Consider the following 16,166-nt stretch of genomic DNA (forward strand, 5'->3'; position numbering starts at 1 on the left):
ACACCATGGAACTCGTTCTGGAGCTGCAGGCCCTGGAGACCCCCGAGGTGCTCAACGGTGGTCACGGTGGCGGCGGCGGCGCGCCGTCGAACCTGAGCCTGCTGGCCTCCTGCACCAACAGCACGCTCTCGCTGCTGACCTGCCACTGACCTGGCGGATCGCACGCAAGTAGTGCCTAGGTGAACAGTGCGGGAGCGGCACAGGCCAAGTGCGCCGCTCCCGCACGTTCATTGTGGCCCCGGTTCCGCCTTCGCGGAACCTCGTCCGAAGGAGTGAGATGCGCGGCTCCGCCGATCGGCTGCTGGCCCGGGTGGCCGGCCTCGATCGACCGAGACTCGCCGCCATCGTCGTCACGGCCCTGGTCGCCACCGCGGCCGGGCTGCTCCTGCCCAGTGCGCTCGCGGCCGCGGTGGACGCCGTCGTCGCGGGCCGTCCCAGCTGGCCTGAAGTCTCGTGGCTGCTGCTCGTCGGCGGCGCGGAAATCGCCGCGGACGTCGTCGGCGGGATCCTGACCACCCGCGTGACGGCGACCGCGTCCGCGTGGCTGCGCCGCACGCTGTCGGACAAGCTCTTCGCGCTCGGCACGCGGTCGAAGTTCGCCGAGGGCGACGCGATCAGCAGGCTCACCGGCGACTGCGTCGGCGCCGGCGGCATCGTCACGATCGTCGTCCAGTGCGGCTCGATGCTGGTCATCTCGTCCGGCGCGGTGGTTTTGCTCGCGTTCCTGGACTGGCGGCTCGCGCTCGTGTTCCTCGGCAGCATCCCGTTCGCGTTGCTGCTCGCTCGCAGTCATCTCAAGCACACCGCCGACGATGTCCTTGCCTACCAACAGGTTTCCGGCGAGCTCGCGGCCCGGATGGTCGACGCCGTCGTCGGCCTGCGCACGATCGCCGCGTCCGGCACCGCCGACCGCGAAGCCGAACGCGTGCTGCGCCCGCTGCCGAAGCTGACCCTGGCCGGGATGGGTATCTGGCGCACGCAGGCCCGCATGGTCTGGCGCGCCGGGCTGCTCACGCCGGCGGTCGAGCTGGCCGTGCTGGCCGCCGCCGGGTTCGGCGTGCTCGCCGGCCGGCTCAGCGTCGGCGACGTCGTCGCGGTGCTCGGCTACGTCGCGCTCGCCCTCGGCCTGGTCACCCAGATCCCGCTGCTCACGATGCTGTCGCGGGCGCGCGGCTGCGCCGAACGGCTCGCCGAAGTCCTCGACGAGCCGGAACCCGCGCACGGCAAGCTCCCGCTGCTGCCCGGCGACGGCACCCTGGACCTCCGTCACGTCGGCGTCACGGGCGCCTTGGCCGAGGTCGACCTGACCATCGCCGGCGGGACGTGCCTCGCCGTCGTCGGCCGGTCGGGCGCGGGGAAGTCCGTGCTCGCCGGCGTGCTCGGCGGGCTGGTCACGCCCGACGAGGGCCAGGTCCTGCTCGACGGACGTCCGCTCGCCCGTGTCCGCCGCGAGGAGCTGCGCGCGGTGATCGGCTACGCGTTCGAACGCCCCGCGCTGCTCGGCGCGACGGTCGCCGACGCCGTCGGCTACGGCACGTGGGCCGGCGAGGCCGCGATCCGCGACGCCTGCCAGACCGCGCAGGTCGACGAGGTCGTCGTCCGCTTGCCCGACGGCTACCGCACCCCGCTGGCCGAGACGCCGTTGTCGGGCGGCGAAGCCCAGCGCCTCGGGCTGGCCCGGGCCATCGTGCACCAGCCGCGCGTGCTGATCTTCGACGACGCGACGGCCAGCCTCGACACCGTCACCGAGGCCGCGGTCGAGCGCGCGCTCGCGAGCGCGCTGCCTGGTCGGACGCGCGTCGTCGTGACCCACCGGGCCGGCACCGCCGCCCGCGCCGACCTCGTGGTCTGGCTGGAGGAGGGCCGGGTCCGCGCGGTCGCCCCGCACGCGGCCCTTTGGCAGGAGCCGGGGTACCGCGGCGTCTTCACGGAGGACGACGAGTGAGCCTGCGCCGGTTGTACTGGTCCGCGCTCACCGGGCAGTGGCGTGGCGGCGTCGTGCTGCTCGTGTGTTCGGTGCTCGAAGGGCTCCCTGCTTTCTTTTCGGGTCGGTTGGTCGAGCTGTCCGTGGACCGCGGCTTCGCCGTCGGCGACCCGCGCACCGGGCTCGGCTGGCTGGCGCTGTTCGGCCTGGCCGCGGTGCTGGGCGCGTTCGGCTCGCGGATGGTCTGGCACCAGCTCGGCAAGGTCGTCGAACCCCTGCGCGACGCGCTCGTGACGGCCGTCGTGCGGGGCGTGCTGCACGACGAGTCCCCGTCGCGCAACCAGCCCGACTCGAGCGGCGTCGCCCGGATCACCCAGCACGTCGAGGTGGTCCGCGACGCGACCGCGGGCCTGTTGGTGCAGGCCCGGGCCATGCTGGTGACGACGGCCTCGGCGCTCGCCGGTCTGGTGACCGTCGCCGGTGCGCTGGTGCTCCCGGTCGCGGTGCCGGTGATCGCCTCCCTGGTCGTGTTCGGTTGTCTCCTCCCTTCGTTGGCTCGTCGTCAGCGCGCGCTGGCCCTGGCCGACGAGCACACGGCCGCGACGGCCGGCGCATCCCTGGCCGGGATGCGCGACGTCGTCGCCTGCGGTGCCGAGCCGATCGCCGCGCTGGCGATGTACAACGCGGTCGACGCCCAAGCCACGGCCGCGACAAGGGTGGCGCGGTCCAGTGCCCTCCGGTCACTGGTGATCTCGCTCGGCGGGTTCGCGCCGCTGCTGCTAGCCCTGTGGTTGGCCCCGGGTCTGGTGGCCACCGGCGAGCTGACCGCGGGCGCGGCCTTGGGCGCGCTCGTCTACCTGGCCACGACGATGCAGCCGGCCCTGCGCGGCCTGGCGGCCACGGCCGGCACCGTCGTGCTCCGCCTGCTGGTCGCACTCCGCCGGCTCGCGGAGACGGCCGAGCTGCCGGAACGTCCGGACGGCACGGCGACCCCACGCAGCATCGAGGTCCGCGTCCGCGCCCTGACGTTCGGCTGGGGCGCGACGGCCGAACCCGTGGTCCGCGGGCTTGACCTGGGGCTGCGGTCGGGGGAGCACCTCGCCGTCGTCGGCCCGAGCGGGATCGGCAAGTCGACACTGGCCGGCTTGCTGACCGGCATGCTCACGCCGCAGGAAGGCCGAGTCTTGCTCGGTGGCGTCCCGGTCCGGGACGTGCCCAGGGCGCTGCGCCACGAGCTCGTCGCGCTGATCCCGCAGGAGGCGTACGTCTTCGCGGGAACGGTCCGCGACAACATCGCCCTGTTCGCACCGTCAGCCGCCGACGACGCACTCGCCGCCGCCGCGACCGCGGTGGGCGCGGGCACGCTGCTGAAGCGACTGGGCGGTCTCGACGCCGAGATCGGCCACGGTGGCGAAGGCATCTCCGCGGGCGAAGCGCAGTTGCTCGCGCTGGCCAGGGTGTACGCCGGTTCGGCGCGGTTCGTGATCCTCGATGAAGCAACCTCCCATCTCGACCCGGTGTCGGAAGCCCGCGCGGAGCGGGCCTTCGCCGCGCGGGGTGGTGTGCTGGTGGTGATCGCGCACCGGTTGTCGTCCGCGCTGCGCGCGAACCGTGTCCTGGTCATGGACGGCCGCGAGACCGCGGTGGGCAAGCACGCCGACCTGCTGGCCAGGTCGCCGCGCTACGCGGAGCTGATGCAGGCCTGGGCGACGCCGGTGGCCGGGGGAGCGGCCACCGGAGGCGCTGGGTCCGCGGCGGTTCGGGTCACCGGCACGGAACCCGCGGTTGCAGCTGCGGGTGGTCCGGCCGGTGCTGCCGCGACCGCCGCCGGTTCTGCCGGTGGTGTCGCGACGGCTGCTGGCGCGGGTGGCTTCGCCGGTGGTGTCGCGCCAGCTATTGCTGGCGGTTCAGCCAGTGGTACCGCATCAGCTGCCGCAGGTGGCAGTGCGGTTGCCGCTTCCACCTGTGGTTCGGCCGGTAGCCCTGCGACTGCCGCTGCTGTCGCGGATGGCTTCGCCAGTGGTGTCGCGCCAGCTGCCGCAGGTGGCAGTGCGGTTGCCGCTTCCACCTGTGGTTCGGCCGGTAGCCCTGCGACTGCCGCTGCTGGCGCGGATGGCTTCGCTAGTGGTGTCGCGCCAGCTGCCGCAGGTGGCAGTGCGGTTGCCGCTTCCACCTGTGGTTCGGCCGGTAGCCCTGCGACTGCCGCTGCTGGCGCGGATGGCTTTGCCAGTGGTGTCGCGCCAGCTGCCGCAGGTGGCAGTGCGGTTGCCGCTTCCACCTGTGGTTCGGCCGGTAGCCCTGCGACTGCCGCTGCTTTCACCGGTGACCTCGCCAGTGGTGTCGCGCCAGCCGCCGCAGGTGGCCGCGACCGTGGCAGCGCGATTGCCGCTTCCGCCCGTGGTTCGGGCAGTAGTTCCGCGACTGCCGGTGCTTTCACGGGTGACCTCGCCGTTGGTGCTGCGCCGGCTGCCGCCGGTGGCGGCGCGGTTGCCGCTTCCGCCCGTGGTTCGGGCAGTAGTTCCGCGACTGCCGCTGCTTTCACCGGTGACCTCGCCGATGGTGCCGCGCCAGTTGCCATGGATGGCCCGGTCGGTGGTGCCGCCCCAGCTGCTGCGGATGGCCCTGCCCGTGGTGCCACGACTGCCACTACCGCCGTGGGTGGTGCCGCGACATCCGCCGGAGAACTCGCCGGTGGAAGCGCGACAGCTGCCGCGAGCGCACCTTCCGAAGCAACCGCCAGCTCCGAAACGCCGTGGCGGCCGTCGCCGGTTCCGCGTACCGCCCGGACCGGCTGAACACCTGCTTGCTCGTCCACAGTGGACATTTCAATGCCGTCCACGTTACCGCCGTCGAAGCGCCGCGGAACCCGTCGCCGCGAATCTGTGGATAACTTCGCCGTCTTGTCACCACATGTGGATAACTCGCGCCGATCGCCGACTTGTGTCGGCGCTGTCGTGCATGATCGGAAGCACGGAAGGAACGCGACTCGGACTACCGCACCGCCAGGAGGGAGGTGATCAGCCGGCGGGGCACGTCATTCGGGTTGCAGTGCTTCCAACGCTCCACGCAGCTTGCCGGACACCGGAACCGGCCGGCGGGACTCGCGGTCCACGAACACGTGCACGAAGTGGCCTTCCGCGACCAGTGATTCATCCGCGGCGTACATCCCGATCTCGTAGCGCACGCTCGACTTCCCCAGGTGTGCCACGCGCAAACCGACCCGCAGCGAACCAGGAAAGGACACCGATGAGTGATACCCGCAGTGCGACTCGACGCACAGCCCGATCACCTCCCCGGTCTCGATGTCGAGACCACCCTGCTCGATCAGCCACGTGTTGATCACCGTGTCCATCAGCGAGTAGTGCACCACGTTGTTGACGTGCCCGTAGACGTCGTTGTCCTTCCAGCGCAACGGAATCGTCTGCCAGTGTGGGTAGCCGTTCACCACAGGGACACCGAGTCGCGCAGGATGTCGGCGAGGTCCTCCTCGGACGCCTCGCGGGGTGCGGTGGCCAGCAACCGCTGCTGCTTCAGGGTTCCCTCGACCAGTGAGTCCACATCGGACTCCGTGTAGCCGACGGCACCGATGCCGTCCGGGATGCCGATCTTCCGCATCAGGTCGATCAGCACCGCGGGCAGGTGGCCGGCGGCGTCGCCGGACCACTCGAAATCGGGCGCCAGCAGGCGGGCGACCTGCCGGTGGCGGTCCGGCGCCGCGTCGAAGGTGAAGCGGAACGCGGCGGGCGCGGTCAGCGAGACGGCCATCCCGTGCGGCACCATGGGTTCGTCACCCGGGTAGCCGTCCGGGTGGAAATCCCTGACCTGCCCGGCGATCGGGTACGCGTTCGCGTGCGGGATGTGCACGCCGGCGTTGCCGAACCCGAGGCCCGCGAACGTCGCGGCCAGTGCCATGGCTTCGCGTGCCTTGAGGTCGGAGCCGTCGCGCACCGCGGCGGGCAGGGCCCACGACAGCAGCCGCAGCGACTGCTCGGCGAACATGTCGGCCAGCGGGTTCGCGCCGCAGTACGGCACGCGTTGCTCCGGGCGCTTGCGGTCGAACTCGGTGTACGGCTTGGCGGTGTAGCTCTCCGCGGCGTGGCACAGGATGTCCATGCCACTCGCGGCGGTCACGCCGGCGGGCTGGCTGACGGTGAGCCGCGGGTCGACGACGGCGAGGGTGGGGCGCAGCCGCAGGTGGCTGATCCCGCTCTTGACGCGCAGGGACAGCACGTCCAGGACGCAGACGGTGGTGCTCTCCGAACCGGTGCCGGTGGTCGTCGGCACGGCGACGAGCGGCTTCAACGGGCGGTCGGGCGCGCGGCCGCCGCCGACCGGCGCGTTGACGTAGTCCATCAGGTCGCCGTCGTTGCTGGTCAGCAGGTTCGCGGCCTTCGCGGTGTCGATCGAGGAGCCGCCGCCGACGGCCACGAAGGCGTCGTACGGACCGGTTCCGCGGGCGAAGTCAACCGCCTTCTGCATGCTGACATCGGTGGGTTCGACGTGTACGCCGTCGAAGATCTCGGTCTCGATGCCGTAACCGGTGATGCCGTCGGCGATGCGTCGCGGCCAGCCGGTGGCGGCGACCTGCGGGTCGGTCACGACCAGGACCCGGCGGGCGCCGTACTGCGTCAGGTCGTAGCCGATCTCGTCGCTGGCACCGGTGCCGTACTTCAATGCCGGTGCGCCATAAGTAAAAACGGTTTCATGTTCGGTCGCGGCCAAGGCTGGGGTCCTCGCTCCCTTGATCGGATCCAGTCGGTCAAAGCGGACATTCAGGTCCAACCTTGCCGGGTTTCGGCGAAGATCACTTGACTGCACTGAACGGTGCCCGCATAAGCTCTCCTCATTAGATACCAACTGGGAGCGACCGTCGCCCAGACGGCCGTACGGATCCTGACCGAGGCGCGTGTCCGCCGTGTCTACGCGGTGGTCGGTGAGTCCTTCCTGGAACTGCTCGACGCGCTGCAACGCGAGCGGGAGATCACGCTCGTCTCGGCGCGTCACGACGCCGGCGCGGCGTTCATGGCGGAGGCGGAGGGCAAGCTCACCGAACGGCCCGCCGTGCTCCTCGCGAGCCGGGGGCCGAGCGCGGCGAGCCTGGCGATCGGTGTCCAGACGGCTTACCAGGACGAGACGCCGATGGTCGTGCTGCTGGAGACGCCGGCCACCGACCCGACGGTGTGGAGCTCCGGTGAGCTGCCGACATCGGACCTGACGGCGATGTTCGAGTCGATCGCCAAGTCGACCCTGAGCGTGACCGACCCGGACAGCCTGCCCAGCCTGCTGGCGCACGCGCTGACGACGTCGCAGGAGGGGCGGCCGGGGCCGGTCGTGCTCGGTGTGCCCTGCGACATCTGGGGCATGCCCTACGACGCGGCGAAGCCGATGGCGCGGGTGCGGCCGCCGGCGTCCGGCACGCTGGGCCGTTCGGCGGACGCCGTGGCGCAGCTGGTGGACGAGGCGAAGTACCCGGTCGTCATCGTCGGCGGGCGGGCGCGGTCGGCGCGCGACGAGCTGATCGCGGTCGCCGACGAGCTCGCGCTGCCCGTCTACAACGCCTTCCGGCGCCAGGACGCCTTCCCCGAGAACCACGCGCGTTACGCCGGGCACCTCGGGCTCGGCATCCCGGCCCGGCAGCTCGACGCCTTGGAACGTGCTGACTTGGTGCTCGCGCTCGGCACCCAGCTCGACGAGGTGACGACGCAGGCCTACCGCTACCCGACGGCCCAGCAGACGCTGGTCATGGTCGGCACCGGCATCGAGGTCAGCATGCGGCGGCGCGGGCTGACGTTCCGGGTGGACTCCGAGGTCGAGCCGTTCCTGCGGGAGCTGCGGGCCGTGGCGTCACCCCGGACGCGGCGGGCCTCGGCGGCCAACGCCGCGGTGCACACCTTCATGACCCCGCCCGACACCAGCGGCAACACCCGCGTCCACCCAGTGGACGTCGTGCGGGCCCTGCGTAAACTGGCGCCGGAAGACACCATCGTGACCAGCGACGCGGGCAACTTCGCCCAGTTCATGCACCGGTACTGGTGCTTCACGGCGCCGCGCAGCCAGCTCGGGCCGTCCAACGCCGCGATGGGCTACGCCGTGCCGGCGGCCGTGGCGGCGAAACTGGCCGAACCGCGGCGGACCGTGGTAGCCATGGTGGGGGACGCCGGGACCCTGATGACCGGCCAGGAGATCGAGACGGCCGTCCGCTACCGGGCGCCGGTGATGGTGGTGGTGTTCCAGAACGGCCTGCACGGCGGGCTCGCCATGCACCAGGCCCGTACCCACGGCCGGTTGTCCGGGGTGTCGATCCCGTTGACGGACTTCGCTTCGTGGGCGCGTGGACTGGGCGCGGCCGGGTACACGGTGGACGATCGTGAGGAGCTCGAGCCGATCATCGCCAGCGCGCTGGTGCGGCAGCGTCCGTGCGTCATCGACGTGCGGACGGACCCCGATGTGGTGACGCCCGACGTGCGGTTGTCGGCGCTCCTGGGTCAAGCGCGCCCGCAACCTCCCGCCCAGTAACGGTTTCGGACTGTTTCATTCCGGGAAACGCCGGGAATGTTCAGTGGTAGCAGGCCGTTGGCTGAGGTAATCTGGCGGTGTTCCGGTGGTGGTTCGCCGCTGAACCTTCCCGGCCGGGTCCCGGCGGGAGACAACCGGTTTCTGTCGGTGCCGCATGGCACCATCACGGTCATGACCCGCATTGCAGCGGGCAGGGAACGAGGGGAGTTTCGACGTGGCCGATCAGCAGCACGCGACCGAAGCAGCGCGGAAGTCCGGCGTCGTACCGGTGCTGTTCAGCGCCAGCGCGGAGGCGCACGACGACGCGGTCGTCGTCGCCGAGCACGAGACGGCTTGGCGTTCGCCGTTCTCGGCCGAGGGCCTGCGCCCGGCGAGTGGCGAATAGCTCACCTCTCCCGGGTGAAGACGGGTTGTCCGCGCAGGTCAACCTGTGCTTTACTTCAGATGGTCGATTTTTGTGTTCGTGTTAGCTCACGCTCGCAGAATTCCGCGGGCGTAGTGTCTCCTCGCCGAGGAAGCAAACCGTCCGGGTACTGACCCGGGTTGCCGAAGTGGCTTCCTGTTTTGTGTTACACATGGAGACTTTTTTATGACTCAGGGCACTGTGAAGTGGTTCAACTCCGAGAAGGGGTTCGGCTTCATCACCCCCGACAACGGTGGCGGCGACGTCTTCGTTCACTACAGCGAGATCCAGGGTAACGGCTTCAAGACCCTTGAAGAGAACGCTCGCGTCGAGTTCGAGATCGGCCAGGGCCAGAAGGGCCCGCAGGCCACGTCGGTCAACCTGATCTGACTTTGATCTTGGGAAAGGGCCGTCACCCGTTCGGGGTGGCGGCCCTTTTCGTATGCTCCGCCCCATGATCGAGCACGGGTACACCGTCTCCGGGATGAGCTGCGGGCACTGCGCGCAGTCGGTCACCGAGGAAATCACCGCTCTGCCCGGAGTGACCGAAGTGGACGTCGACGTCCCGACCGGCCGGGTCGTGGTGCGCGCCGACGCCGCGCTGGTGGAGGACGACGTCCGGACCGCGGTCGGAGAAGCGGGTTTCACCTACGTCGGTGTGGCCAGCCTGGTGTCGTGAGCACGACGCCGCGGGCCGGTTGGTTCTTCTCCGGCGGTGTGGCTCCAGGTTGGACTGTCCACACTGCTCACTTCAGGCGTCCGTTGGGCTGATCGGCCGCATCCACTGATCTGTCGAGCCTGAGGACGGCGGCACGCCCCGCCACGCCCGGGCCCGCGGCCCACTTTGTGATCTTCGCCGTGCCTTGTTACACGCAGCCCGCAACATGCAACGCCCTGCAACCCTTCCCTCCGGCACACCTGAAGGAGTCTCCTGGTACCCGACGCGGGAATCGGGAGGTCAGGTTGGGCGAGTCGGTGGCGGGGATCGTCGCGAACCCGGCGTCGGGGCGGGACATCCGCCGGCTGGTCGCGCAGGCTTCCGTGTTCCCCACCGCGGAGAAGGCGAACATGGTCCAGCGGCTGCTGGCCGCGTTCGCCGTGGCCGGGGTCGATCGGGCCATGGTCTCGACCGATCTCGGCGGCATCTCCGCCGCGGTGCTGCGGGCTCTCGGGCGGGGTGGGACCTGGCCGCACGTCGACTTCCTCGACGAGGATCCGCTCAGCGGCACCGCGAAGGACACCAGCAACGCCGTGCGCCGGATGGTCGAGGCCGGCGCCGGGGTCATCGTCGTGCTCGGGGGTGACGGGACCGCGCGCGTCGCGGCCGCGGCCTGCGAAGACGTCCCGCTGCTCGCCCTCTCGACCGGGACCAACAACGCCTTCCCGCAGACGCGGGAGGCGACCGTCGCCGGGCTCGCCGCCGGGCTGATCGCCACCGGGCAGATCGACCCCGACCTGGTCACGCACCGGGTCAGCGTGCTCGAAGTCGTCACCAAGGCCCGCCGCGAGATCGCGCTCGTCGACGTCTGCGTGTCCCTGAGCAGGCACATCGGCGCGCGGGCGCTGTGGGATCCGGCGTCGCTCACCGAGCTGTACTGCACCTTCGCCGAACCCGACGGCATCGGCCTCTCCAGCGTGGCCGGCCAGCTCTGCCCGAGCCCGCGCTCGAGCCCGGACGGCGTCGCGCTGCAGCTCGGGCCGGTCGGGGAGACGCCGTACGTCGTGCACGCGCCGATCGCGCCGGGGCTGGTGCGGCCGGTCGGAGTGCGGGGCTGGGGCGTCCTGCAGCCGGGCATGCGGGTCGAGCTGGCCGCGGCGGGTGGGGTGATCGCGCTCGACGGCGAGCGCGAACTCGAACTGAAGCTCGGGGAGAGCGCGTTCGTCGAGCTCAAGCCGGACGGGCCGTGGTGCGTCGACGTCCGGGCCGCGATGGCCGAAGCGGCACGAAAAGGGCTGTTGCGCAGCGAACCGAACTAGCGAAGGAGCTCCGACGATGACGGACACCCTGCGGGCGGCGTATCGCACGATGCGCACCATCCGGGCCTTCGAAGAGCGGGTGCGCGCGGAGTTCGCGACCGGCGAGATCCCCGGGGCCATGCAGCTCCACGCCGGTGAGGAGGCCTCGGTCGCCGGGGTCTGCGCCCACCTCGGGGACCGCGACGCGATCGCCGGCAGCCACCGCGGGCACAGCATCGCCAAGGGCGTCGACGTCAAGGGCATGATGGCCGAGATCTACGGCCGCCGGACCGGCTCCTGCCACGGCAAAGGCGGTTCGACGCACATCGCCGACCTCTCGAAGGGCGTGCTCGGCGCCGGCCCGCCCCTCATCTGCGGCACCGCGCTCGCCGCGAAACAGCAGGACACCGGCGGTGTCGGAGTGGCCTTCTTCAGTGAAAGCAGCCAGGGGACGACGCTGGAGGCGCTGAGCCTTGCGGCGGCCTGGAACCTGCCGGCGATCTTCGTCGCGGAGAACAACGGGTACGCCGAGGCGACGTCGAGCAGCTGGTCCGTCGCGTCGGACAACATCGCCGACCGGGCCGCCGGCTTCGGTGTGCCGGGCGTGATCGTGGACGGCTTCGACTTCTTCGCCGTGCACGAAGCCGCCGGCGAGGCGATCGAGCGTGCCCGCGAAGGCGGCGGCCCGACGCTGATCGAGGTCAAGTTCACCCGCTACCAGCGGGGACTCGACTGCCTCGCGTGGTTCCGCGCCCGCGTCACCGAGAGCGGTGAGCTGCCCGGAACCGTCCTGGACGACATCGACGCCGAAGTCGCGAAGCTCGTCGAAGACGCCGTCGCCGAGGCGAAGGCCGCGCCCAAACCGACCCGGGCGGACCTCGAAACCGACGTCTACGCGTCGTACTGACCGCCGTGGCCCGCACGATCAGCTACCGCGAGGCGATCGACGAGGCACTCGCGCAGGAGATGGCCCGCGACGAGTCGGTCATCGTGCTCGGTGGCGCCCCCGGTGCCGTCCAGGGGCTCTTCCCGGGGCGTGTCCTGGACACGCCGGCCTCCGAGTCGGCGTTCGTCGGTGCGGCCATCGGTGCCGCGACGCGCGGGCAGCGGCCGGTCGCGGAGCTGGTGTCCATCGACTTCATGGGCGCCGGCATCGACCAGATCTTCAACCAGGCGGCGAAGTTCCGGTACATGTTCGGCGGCAACGCGCGGACGCCGGTGGTGATCCGCACGGTGTACGGCGCCGGGCTGCGGGCCGCGGCCCAGCACTCCCAGTGCCTGTACCCGATCTTCACGCACATCCCCGGCCTCAAGGTCGTCGTGCCGTCGAGCCCGTACGAGGCGAAAGGCCTGCTCATCCGGTCGATCCGGGACGACGACCCGGTCGTCTTCTGCGAACACCGGGCGCTCTACGAGACCAGCGGCGAGGTGCCGGAGGACAGCTACACGATCCCGTTCGGCCAGGCGGACGTCGTCCGCGAAGGCGGCGACGTGACGATCGTGGCGATCGGCCGGATGGTCGCGATGGCCCGGCAGGCCGCGGGCGAGCTGGCCGCGACCGGCGTCGAGGCCGAGGTCATCGACCCGCGCACCACCAGCCCGCTCGACACCGGAACGATCCTGGCGAGCGTCCGGAAGACCGGCCGGCTGGTCGTCGTCGACGAGGCCTCGCCGCGCTGCAACCTCGCGACGGACATCTCCGCGCTGGTCGCGAAGGAGGCGTTCGGCGCGCTGCGGGCGCCGATCGAGATGGTGACGCCGCCGCACACGCCGGTGCCGTTCTCCGACGCCCTCGAAGACCTCTACATCCCGGACGCGCAGAAGGTCCTCAACGCCGCGAAGGCGGTTGTGGAGTACCGCCGCAGCTCGCCTGCCGTCCACAATGGACGCGACGGCGGAGGCGTGGGGTAGCCGGGAGACCGGGGCCGCCGAGGGCAAGACCTGAAGGGCGAGATCGTCCCCACCTACCGATCACGGGATCGAAACGGCACACTGGGGCCGGTCGAGCGCGAGGAGCGGCGGTTGGGTCAACGGGACCTCGAGGCAGCGTTGCCGGCCGGGGCCGACCCCCGGCAGCACGCACGCGCCCTCGCCCAGGTGCACGAAGCGGCGGTGGCCGGCCGGGCGCTGCCCTCGCGGCTGCGGCCGGTGATCCACGCGTCCTGGCAACGGATGCGCAAGCTCGGCGTCGACCCGGAGGGCCGGGCCGCCGCGCCCGTGCTGACGTTCGAGCAGCTCGAAGCCCGTCGCCGCACGAGTGGCCTGGTCCAGGCCATGCCGACGCTGCGAGGCGGCCTGATCAGCCTCGCCGAGCAGGCCGCGCACATCATGGTCATCGTCGACGCGGACGGCGCGGTGCTCTGGCGCGACGGCAGCACCGCGGTCAGCCGCCACGCCGACCGGCTCGGGTTCGTCGAAGGCGCCGACTGGCGGGAAGAGGCCGTCGGCACCAACGCGATCGGCACCGCACTGGTCGCGCGCCGCGCGATGCAGGTGTATTCCGCCGAGCACTACGTCCGGTCCCAGCACTTCTGGACGTGCGCCGCCGCGCCGCTGCACGACCCTCGCGACGGCCGGCTGCTCGGCGTCGTCGACCTCTCCGGCCCGGCCCCGACCGTCCACGCGTCGACGTTGGCGCTGGTCGACGCCGTGACGCGGCTAGCGGAGACGCAGCTGCGCACCACCCACCTCACCGAGCTGGAACGGCTTCGCGGCTTCGCCGTCCCGGTGCTCGCGAAGGTCGGCGAGCCGGCCGTCGTGGCCGACGAGCACGGCTGGGTCGCCGCGGCCGCCGGGCTCGCGCCGGTCGACCGGATCGCCCTGCCGGCGGGCCTCGCGCCGGGCCGGGCGTGGCTCCCCGCGTACGGCACCGTCGCGGTCGAACCGGTGCCGGGCGGCTGGCTGATCCGGCTCACCGAGTCCGACGCCGAGACCGCCCCGGCCACCCGCGTCGTCCTGGACGTCCGGTCGGCGCGCGAGCCCGAGCTGACCGTCTCGGGCGGCGCCGGGACCTGGACGCACCGGCTCAGCCCGCGGCACGCCGAGATGCTGTACGTGCTGGCCAGCCGCCGCGACGGCCGCTCGGCGTCCGAGCTGTCGCTGGACCTGTTCGGCGACGCCGGCCGCACGGTCACCGTCCGCGCCGAGATGTCCCGGTTGCGCCGGCACTTCGGCGGCATCCTCGGCGCGAAGCCCTACCGCTTCGCCGACGACGTCGAGGTGCTGGTCCGGCGGCCGGACAACGCCGAGGCCGTGCTGCCGCACTCGCTCGCCCCGGCCATCCGCGGCTGAACTCCACCCCCGGCTCCACCCGCCGACGGTCCCGGTCCACCCCGGTTCGTTCGTAGCGTCAGCGCCATGAACAAGTCGGATCTCATCCGCCTGGCCATCGCCAAGGCGACGGAACACAACCGTGGGGGAAAGATGACCGGGAAGACCGTGCTCGCACTGGCCGTGATCGGCGTCGTCGTGCTGGTGGCGTTCATCGCCTACCGGCTGATCCTCGTCGAGCTGATCACCAGTTTGTCCCACAAGTAAGGGGGAGTGTTGCCGAAGCGGCCCTTGCTGCCGGACACCATCGCGCCGTCGTGGCTGGTGGTGCAGGCACTCGGCACGCTCTTCATCGCGGCGACGCTGCTGACCGCGCGCGAGCCGGACGCGCGGATCTGGGCCTGTTACGGCGTCTCGGCCGCGTGCTGGCTCGGGTTCGTCGTCGTGGCGTACCGGCTGCCGCGGACGGCGGCGGTGCTGCTCGCGGTGGCCAGTGCGGTGCCGGCGGCCGTGCTCGGATGGTCCGGGGACTCGTCCGCGATCGTCCTGTCCGTCGTGGCGCTGGGCCGGCTCGCGACGCTGGTCACGGTGGGTGTCGCCGCGATCGTCGCCGTCGGCGTGGCCGACGTCGTGCTGGCGGTGACGTCGTACGCCGTCGCCGGGCGGAGCCTCGGGCTCGTCGACCTGGGCGTGATGCTCCTGCTCGTGCTGCTCGGGCTCAACCGGCGGCAGTACGAAGTGCAGGCGAAACAGGCGGAAGCGCTGCTGGAGCAGACGCGGCTCGCGCAGGCCGAGCACTCCCGCGCCGCCGCGCTCGACGAGCGCACCCGGATCGCGCGCGAGCTGCACGACGTCCTCGCGCATTCGCTGGGGGCGCTGGGTGTCCAGCTCGAACTGGCCGAGGTGCTGCTGGCCGAGAAGTCCGATGTGGACGGTGCGCTCGCGGCCGTCCGGCGGTCCCGGCGCCTGGCCAACGACGGCCTGGCCGAGGCCCGCGACGCCGTCGCCGCGCTCCGCCGGGACGTCCTGCCGCTGGCCGACGCGCTCGCCGCGGTGGCGGCCGCGCACGCCCGTGACCACGGGGTTTCCGTGGCTTTCGCCGCCGACGGCGCGTCCCGGCCGTTGCCGTCGGCGGCCGTCGTCGCGCTGGTCGGCACCGCGCGCGAAGCGCTGACGAACGCGGGCAAGCACGCGCCGGGTGCGGACGTCCGGATGCGGTTGACGTACGAACCCGGTGTCGTGCGGCTGGACGTCGTCAACACAACGAGCGACTTCACTCGAACAGGTGAAGGTTTCGGGTTGGCCGGGATGCGCGAGCGGCTCGCGCTCGCCGGTGGCACCCTGGCGTCGGGCCCGGAAGCCGGCCGGTGGCGCGTGCTCGCGGAGGTGCGGAGTTGATCAGGGTGGTCGTGGCGGACGACCAGCAAGCCGTCCGCGAAGGCCTGGTCGCGCTGCTCGGCCTGCTCGACGACATCACGGTCGTGGCCTCGGCGGGCAACGGCCGCGAAGCCGTCGAAGCGCTGGTCACGCACCCCGCCGACGTCGTGCTGATGGACCTGCGGATGCCGGAGCTGGACGGCGTCGCCGCGACCCGGCTGATCCGGCGCGACCACCCCGGCACCGCCGTCGTCGTGCTGACGACCTACGCCGACGACACGTCGATCGCGGACGCGTTGCGCGCCGGGGCCCGCGGTTACCTGACCAAGGACGCCGGCCGCACCGAGATCGCCGCCGCGCTGCGCTCCGCGGCCGCCGGGCAGGCGATCTTCACCGCCGCGGTCTCCGACCGGCTCGTCGCCGCGCTCGACGGCCGGCCCGCGTCGCGCGCCAAAGCCGAGCTGCCGGACGGCCTGACCGCCCGCGAAGCCGAAGTCCTCGGGCTGATCGCGCGGGGCCTGACCAACGCGGAGATCGCGGGCGAGCTGTTCATCGGCGAAGCGACCGTCAAAACCCACATCAACAACGCCTTCGCGAAGATCGGCGCCCGCCACCGCGCGGAAGCCGTCCGCTATGCGCTCGCTCACCGACTCTGAGATCACGTGCTGATGACAGCGGGCGGTGCCGGTGGCTGCGCGTGCGGCGACTCGGCTACCTTTC

Annotated in this window: 16 protein-coding genes; 14 read left to right on the forward strand and 2 right to left on the reverse strand. The window is 71.7% G+C overall.

What is annotated here, in order from left to right; translation table 11 throughout:
• Positions 1-5: 5 nt before the first annotated feature.
• From MUY22_RS14085 to MUY22_RS14095, 3 genes are all read left to right on the forward strand, one after another.
• Positions 6-149, forward strand: a complete 144-nt coding sequence (locus MUY22_RS14085) for a SapB/AmfS family lanthipeptide (RefSeq protein ID WP_155548626.1) — start codon at positions 6-8, stop codon at positions 147-149.
• A gap of 128 nt (positions 150-277) precedes the next feature.
• Entirely contained in the window at positions 278-1,945 is a 1,668-nt protein-coding gene (locus MUY22_RS14090) for an ABC transporter ATP-binding protein (protein ID WP_247060103.1), read from the forward strand.
• A complete protein-coding gene (locus MUY22_RS14095) occupies positions 1,942-4,719 on the forward strand; it encodes an ABC transporter ATP-binding protein (protein ID WP_247060105.1) in 2,778 nt (925 codons plus the stop codon). Before MUY22_RS14090 ends, MUY22_RS14095 begins: the two co-directional genes overlap by 4 nt.
• A gap of 239 nt (positions 4,720-4,958) precedes the next feature.
• Here MUY22_RS14095 and MUY22_RS14100 read toward each other — a convergent pair whose 3' ends face one another.
• Positions 4,959-5,372, reverse strand: a complete 414-nt coding sequence (locus tag MUY22_RS14100) for a thioesterase family protein (RefSeq protein WP_247060107.1) — start codon at positions 5,370-5,372, stop codon at positions 4,959-4,961.
• A complete protein-coding gene (locus MUY22_RS14105; protein ID WP_247060109.1) occupies positions 5,366-6,646 on the reverse strand; it encodes a hydroxyacid-oxoacid transhydrogenase in 1,281 nt (426 codons plus the stop codon). Before MUY22_RS14105 ends, MUY22_RS14100 begins: the two co-directional genes overlap by 7 nt.
• 135 nt (positions 6,647-6,781) lie before the next feature.
• Between MUY22_RS14105 and MUY22_RS14110 the strand changes: the two genes are divergently transcribed.
• From MUY22_RS14110 to MUY22_RS14160, 11 genes are all read left to right on the forward strand, one after another.
• Positions 6,782-8,440 (forward strand): thiamine pyrophosphate-dependent enzyme, encoded by a 1,659-nt coding sequence (locus tag MUY22_RS14110; protein WP_247063879.1) that lies wholly within the window; start codon positions 6,782-6,784, stop codon positions 8,438-8,440.
• A 214-nt stretch (positions 8,441-8,654) separates the two neighbouring features.
• Positions 8,655-8,825, forward strand: coding sequence for a hypothetical protein (locus tag MUY22_RS14115; protein ID WP_247060111.1), 171 nt, complete (start codon positions 8,655-8,657; stop codon positions 8,823-8,825).
• A 204-nt stretch (positions 8,826-9,029) separates the two neighbouring features.
• A complete protein-coding gene (locus tag MUY22_RS14120; RefSeq protein ID WP_247060113.1) occupies positions 9,030-9,233 on the forward strand; it encodes a cold-shock protein in 204 nt (67 codons plus the stop codon).
• A gap of 64 nt (positions 9,234-9,297) precedes the next feature.
• The gene (locus MUY22_RS14125) at positions 9,298-9,522 is read left to right on the forward strand and encodes a heavy-metal-associated domain-containing protein (RefSeq protein WP_247060114.1); all 225 of its coding nucleotides are present in this window, start codon (positions 9,298-9,300) and stop codon (positions 9,520-9,522) included.
• A gap of 284 nt (positions 9,523-9,806) precedes the next feature.
• Entirely contained in the window at positions 9,807-10,820 is a 1,014-nt protein-coding gene (locus MUY22_RS14130; protein WP_247060115.1) for an ATP-NAD kinase family protein, read from the forward strand.
• A 16-nt stretch (positions 10,821-10,836) separates the two neighbouring features.
• The gene (locus MUY22_RS14135) at positions 10,837-11,706 is read left to right on the forward strand and encodes a thiamine pyrophosphate-dependent dehydrogenase E1 component subunit alpha (RefSeq protein WP_247060116.1); all 870 of its coding nucleotides are present in this window, start codon (positions 10,837-10,839) and stop codon (positions 11,704-11,706) included.
• 5 nt (positions 11,707-11,711) lie between these two features.
• Positions 11,712-12,710 (forward strand): alpha-ketoacid dehydrogenase subunit beta, encoded by a 999-nt coding sequence (locus MUY22_RS14140; protein ID WP_247060117.1) that lies wholly within the window; start codon positions 11,712-11,714, stop codon positions 12,708-12,710.
• Between the two features lie 111 nt (positions 12,711-12,821).
• Entirely contained in the window at positions 12,822-14,090 is a 1,269-nt protein-coding gene (locus tag MUY22_RS14145) for a GAF domain-containing protein (RefSeq protein ID WP_247060118.1), read from the forward strand.
• A 66-nt stretch (positions 14,091-14,156) separates the two neighbouring features.
• On the forward strand, positions 14,157-14,336 hold the full coding sequence (locus MUY22_RS14150; RefSeq protein WP_247060119.1) for a hypothetical protein: 180 nt from the start codon (positions 14,157-14,159) through the stop codon (positions 14,334-14,336).
• A 9-nt stretch (positions 14,337-14,345) separates the two neighbouring features.
• Entirely contained in the window at positions 14,346-15,467 is a 1,122-nt protein-coding gene (locus tag MUY22_RS14155) for a sensor histidine kinase (protein WP_371827613.1), read from the forward strand.
• Positions 15,464-16,102, forward strand: a complete 639-nt coding sequence (locus MUY22_RS14160; protein WP_247060123.1) for a response regulator transcription factor — start codon at positions 15,464-15,466, stop codon at positions 16,100-16,102. Before MUY22_RS14155 ends, MUY22_RS14160 begins: the two co-directional genes overlap by 4 nt.
• Positions 16,103-16,166 lie beyond the last annotated feature (64 nt).

Source organism: Amycolatopsis sp. WQ 127309 (assembly GCF_023023025.1).
Classification (GTDB): domain Bacteria; phylum Actinomycetota; class Actinomycetes; order Mycobacteriales; family Pseudonocardiaceae; genus Amycolatopsis.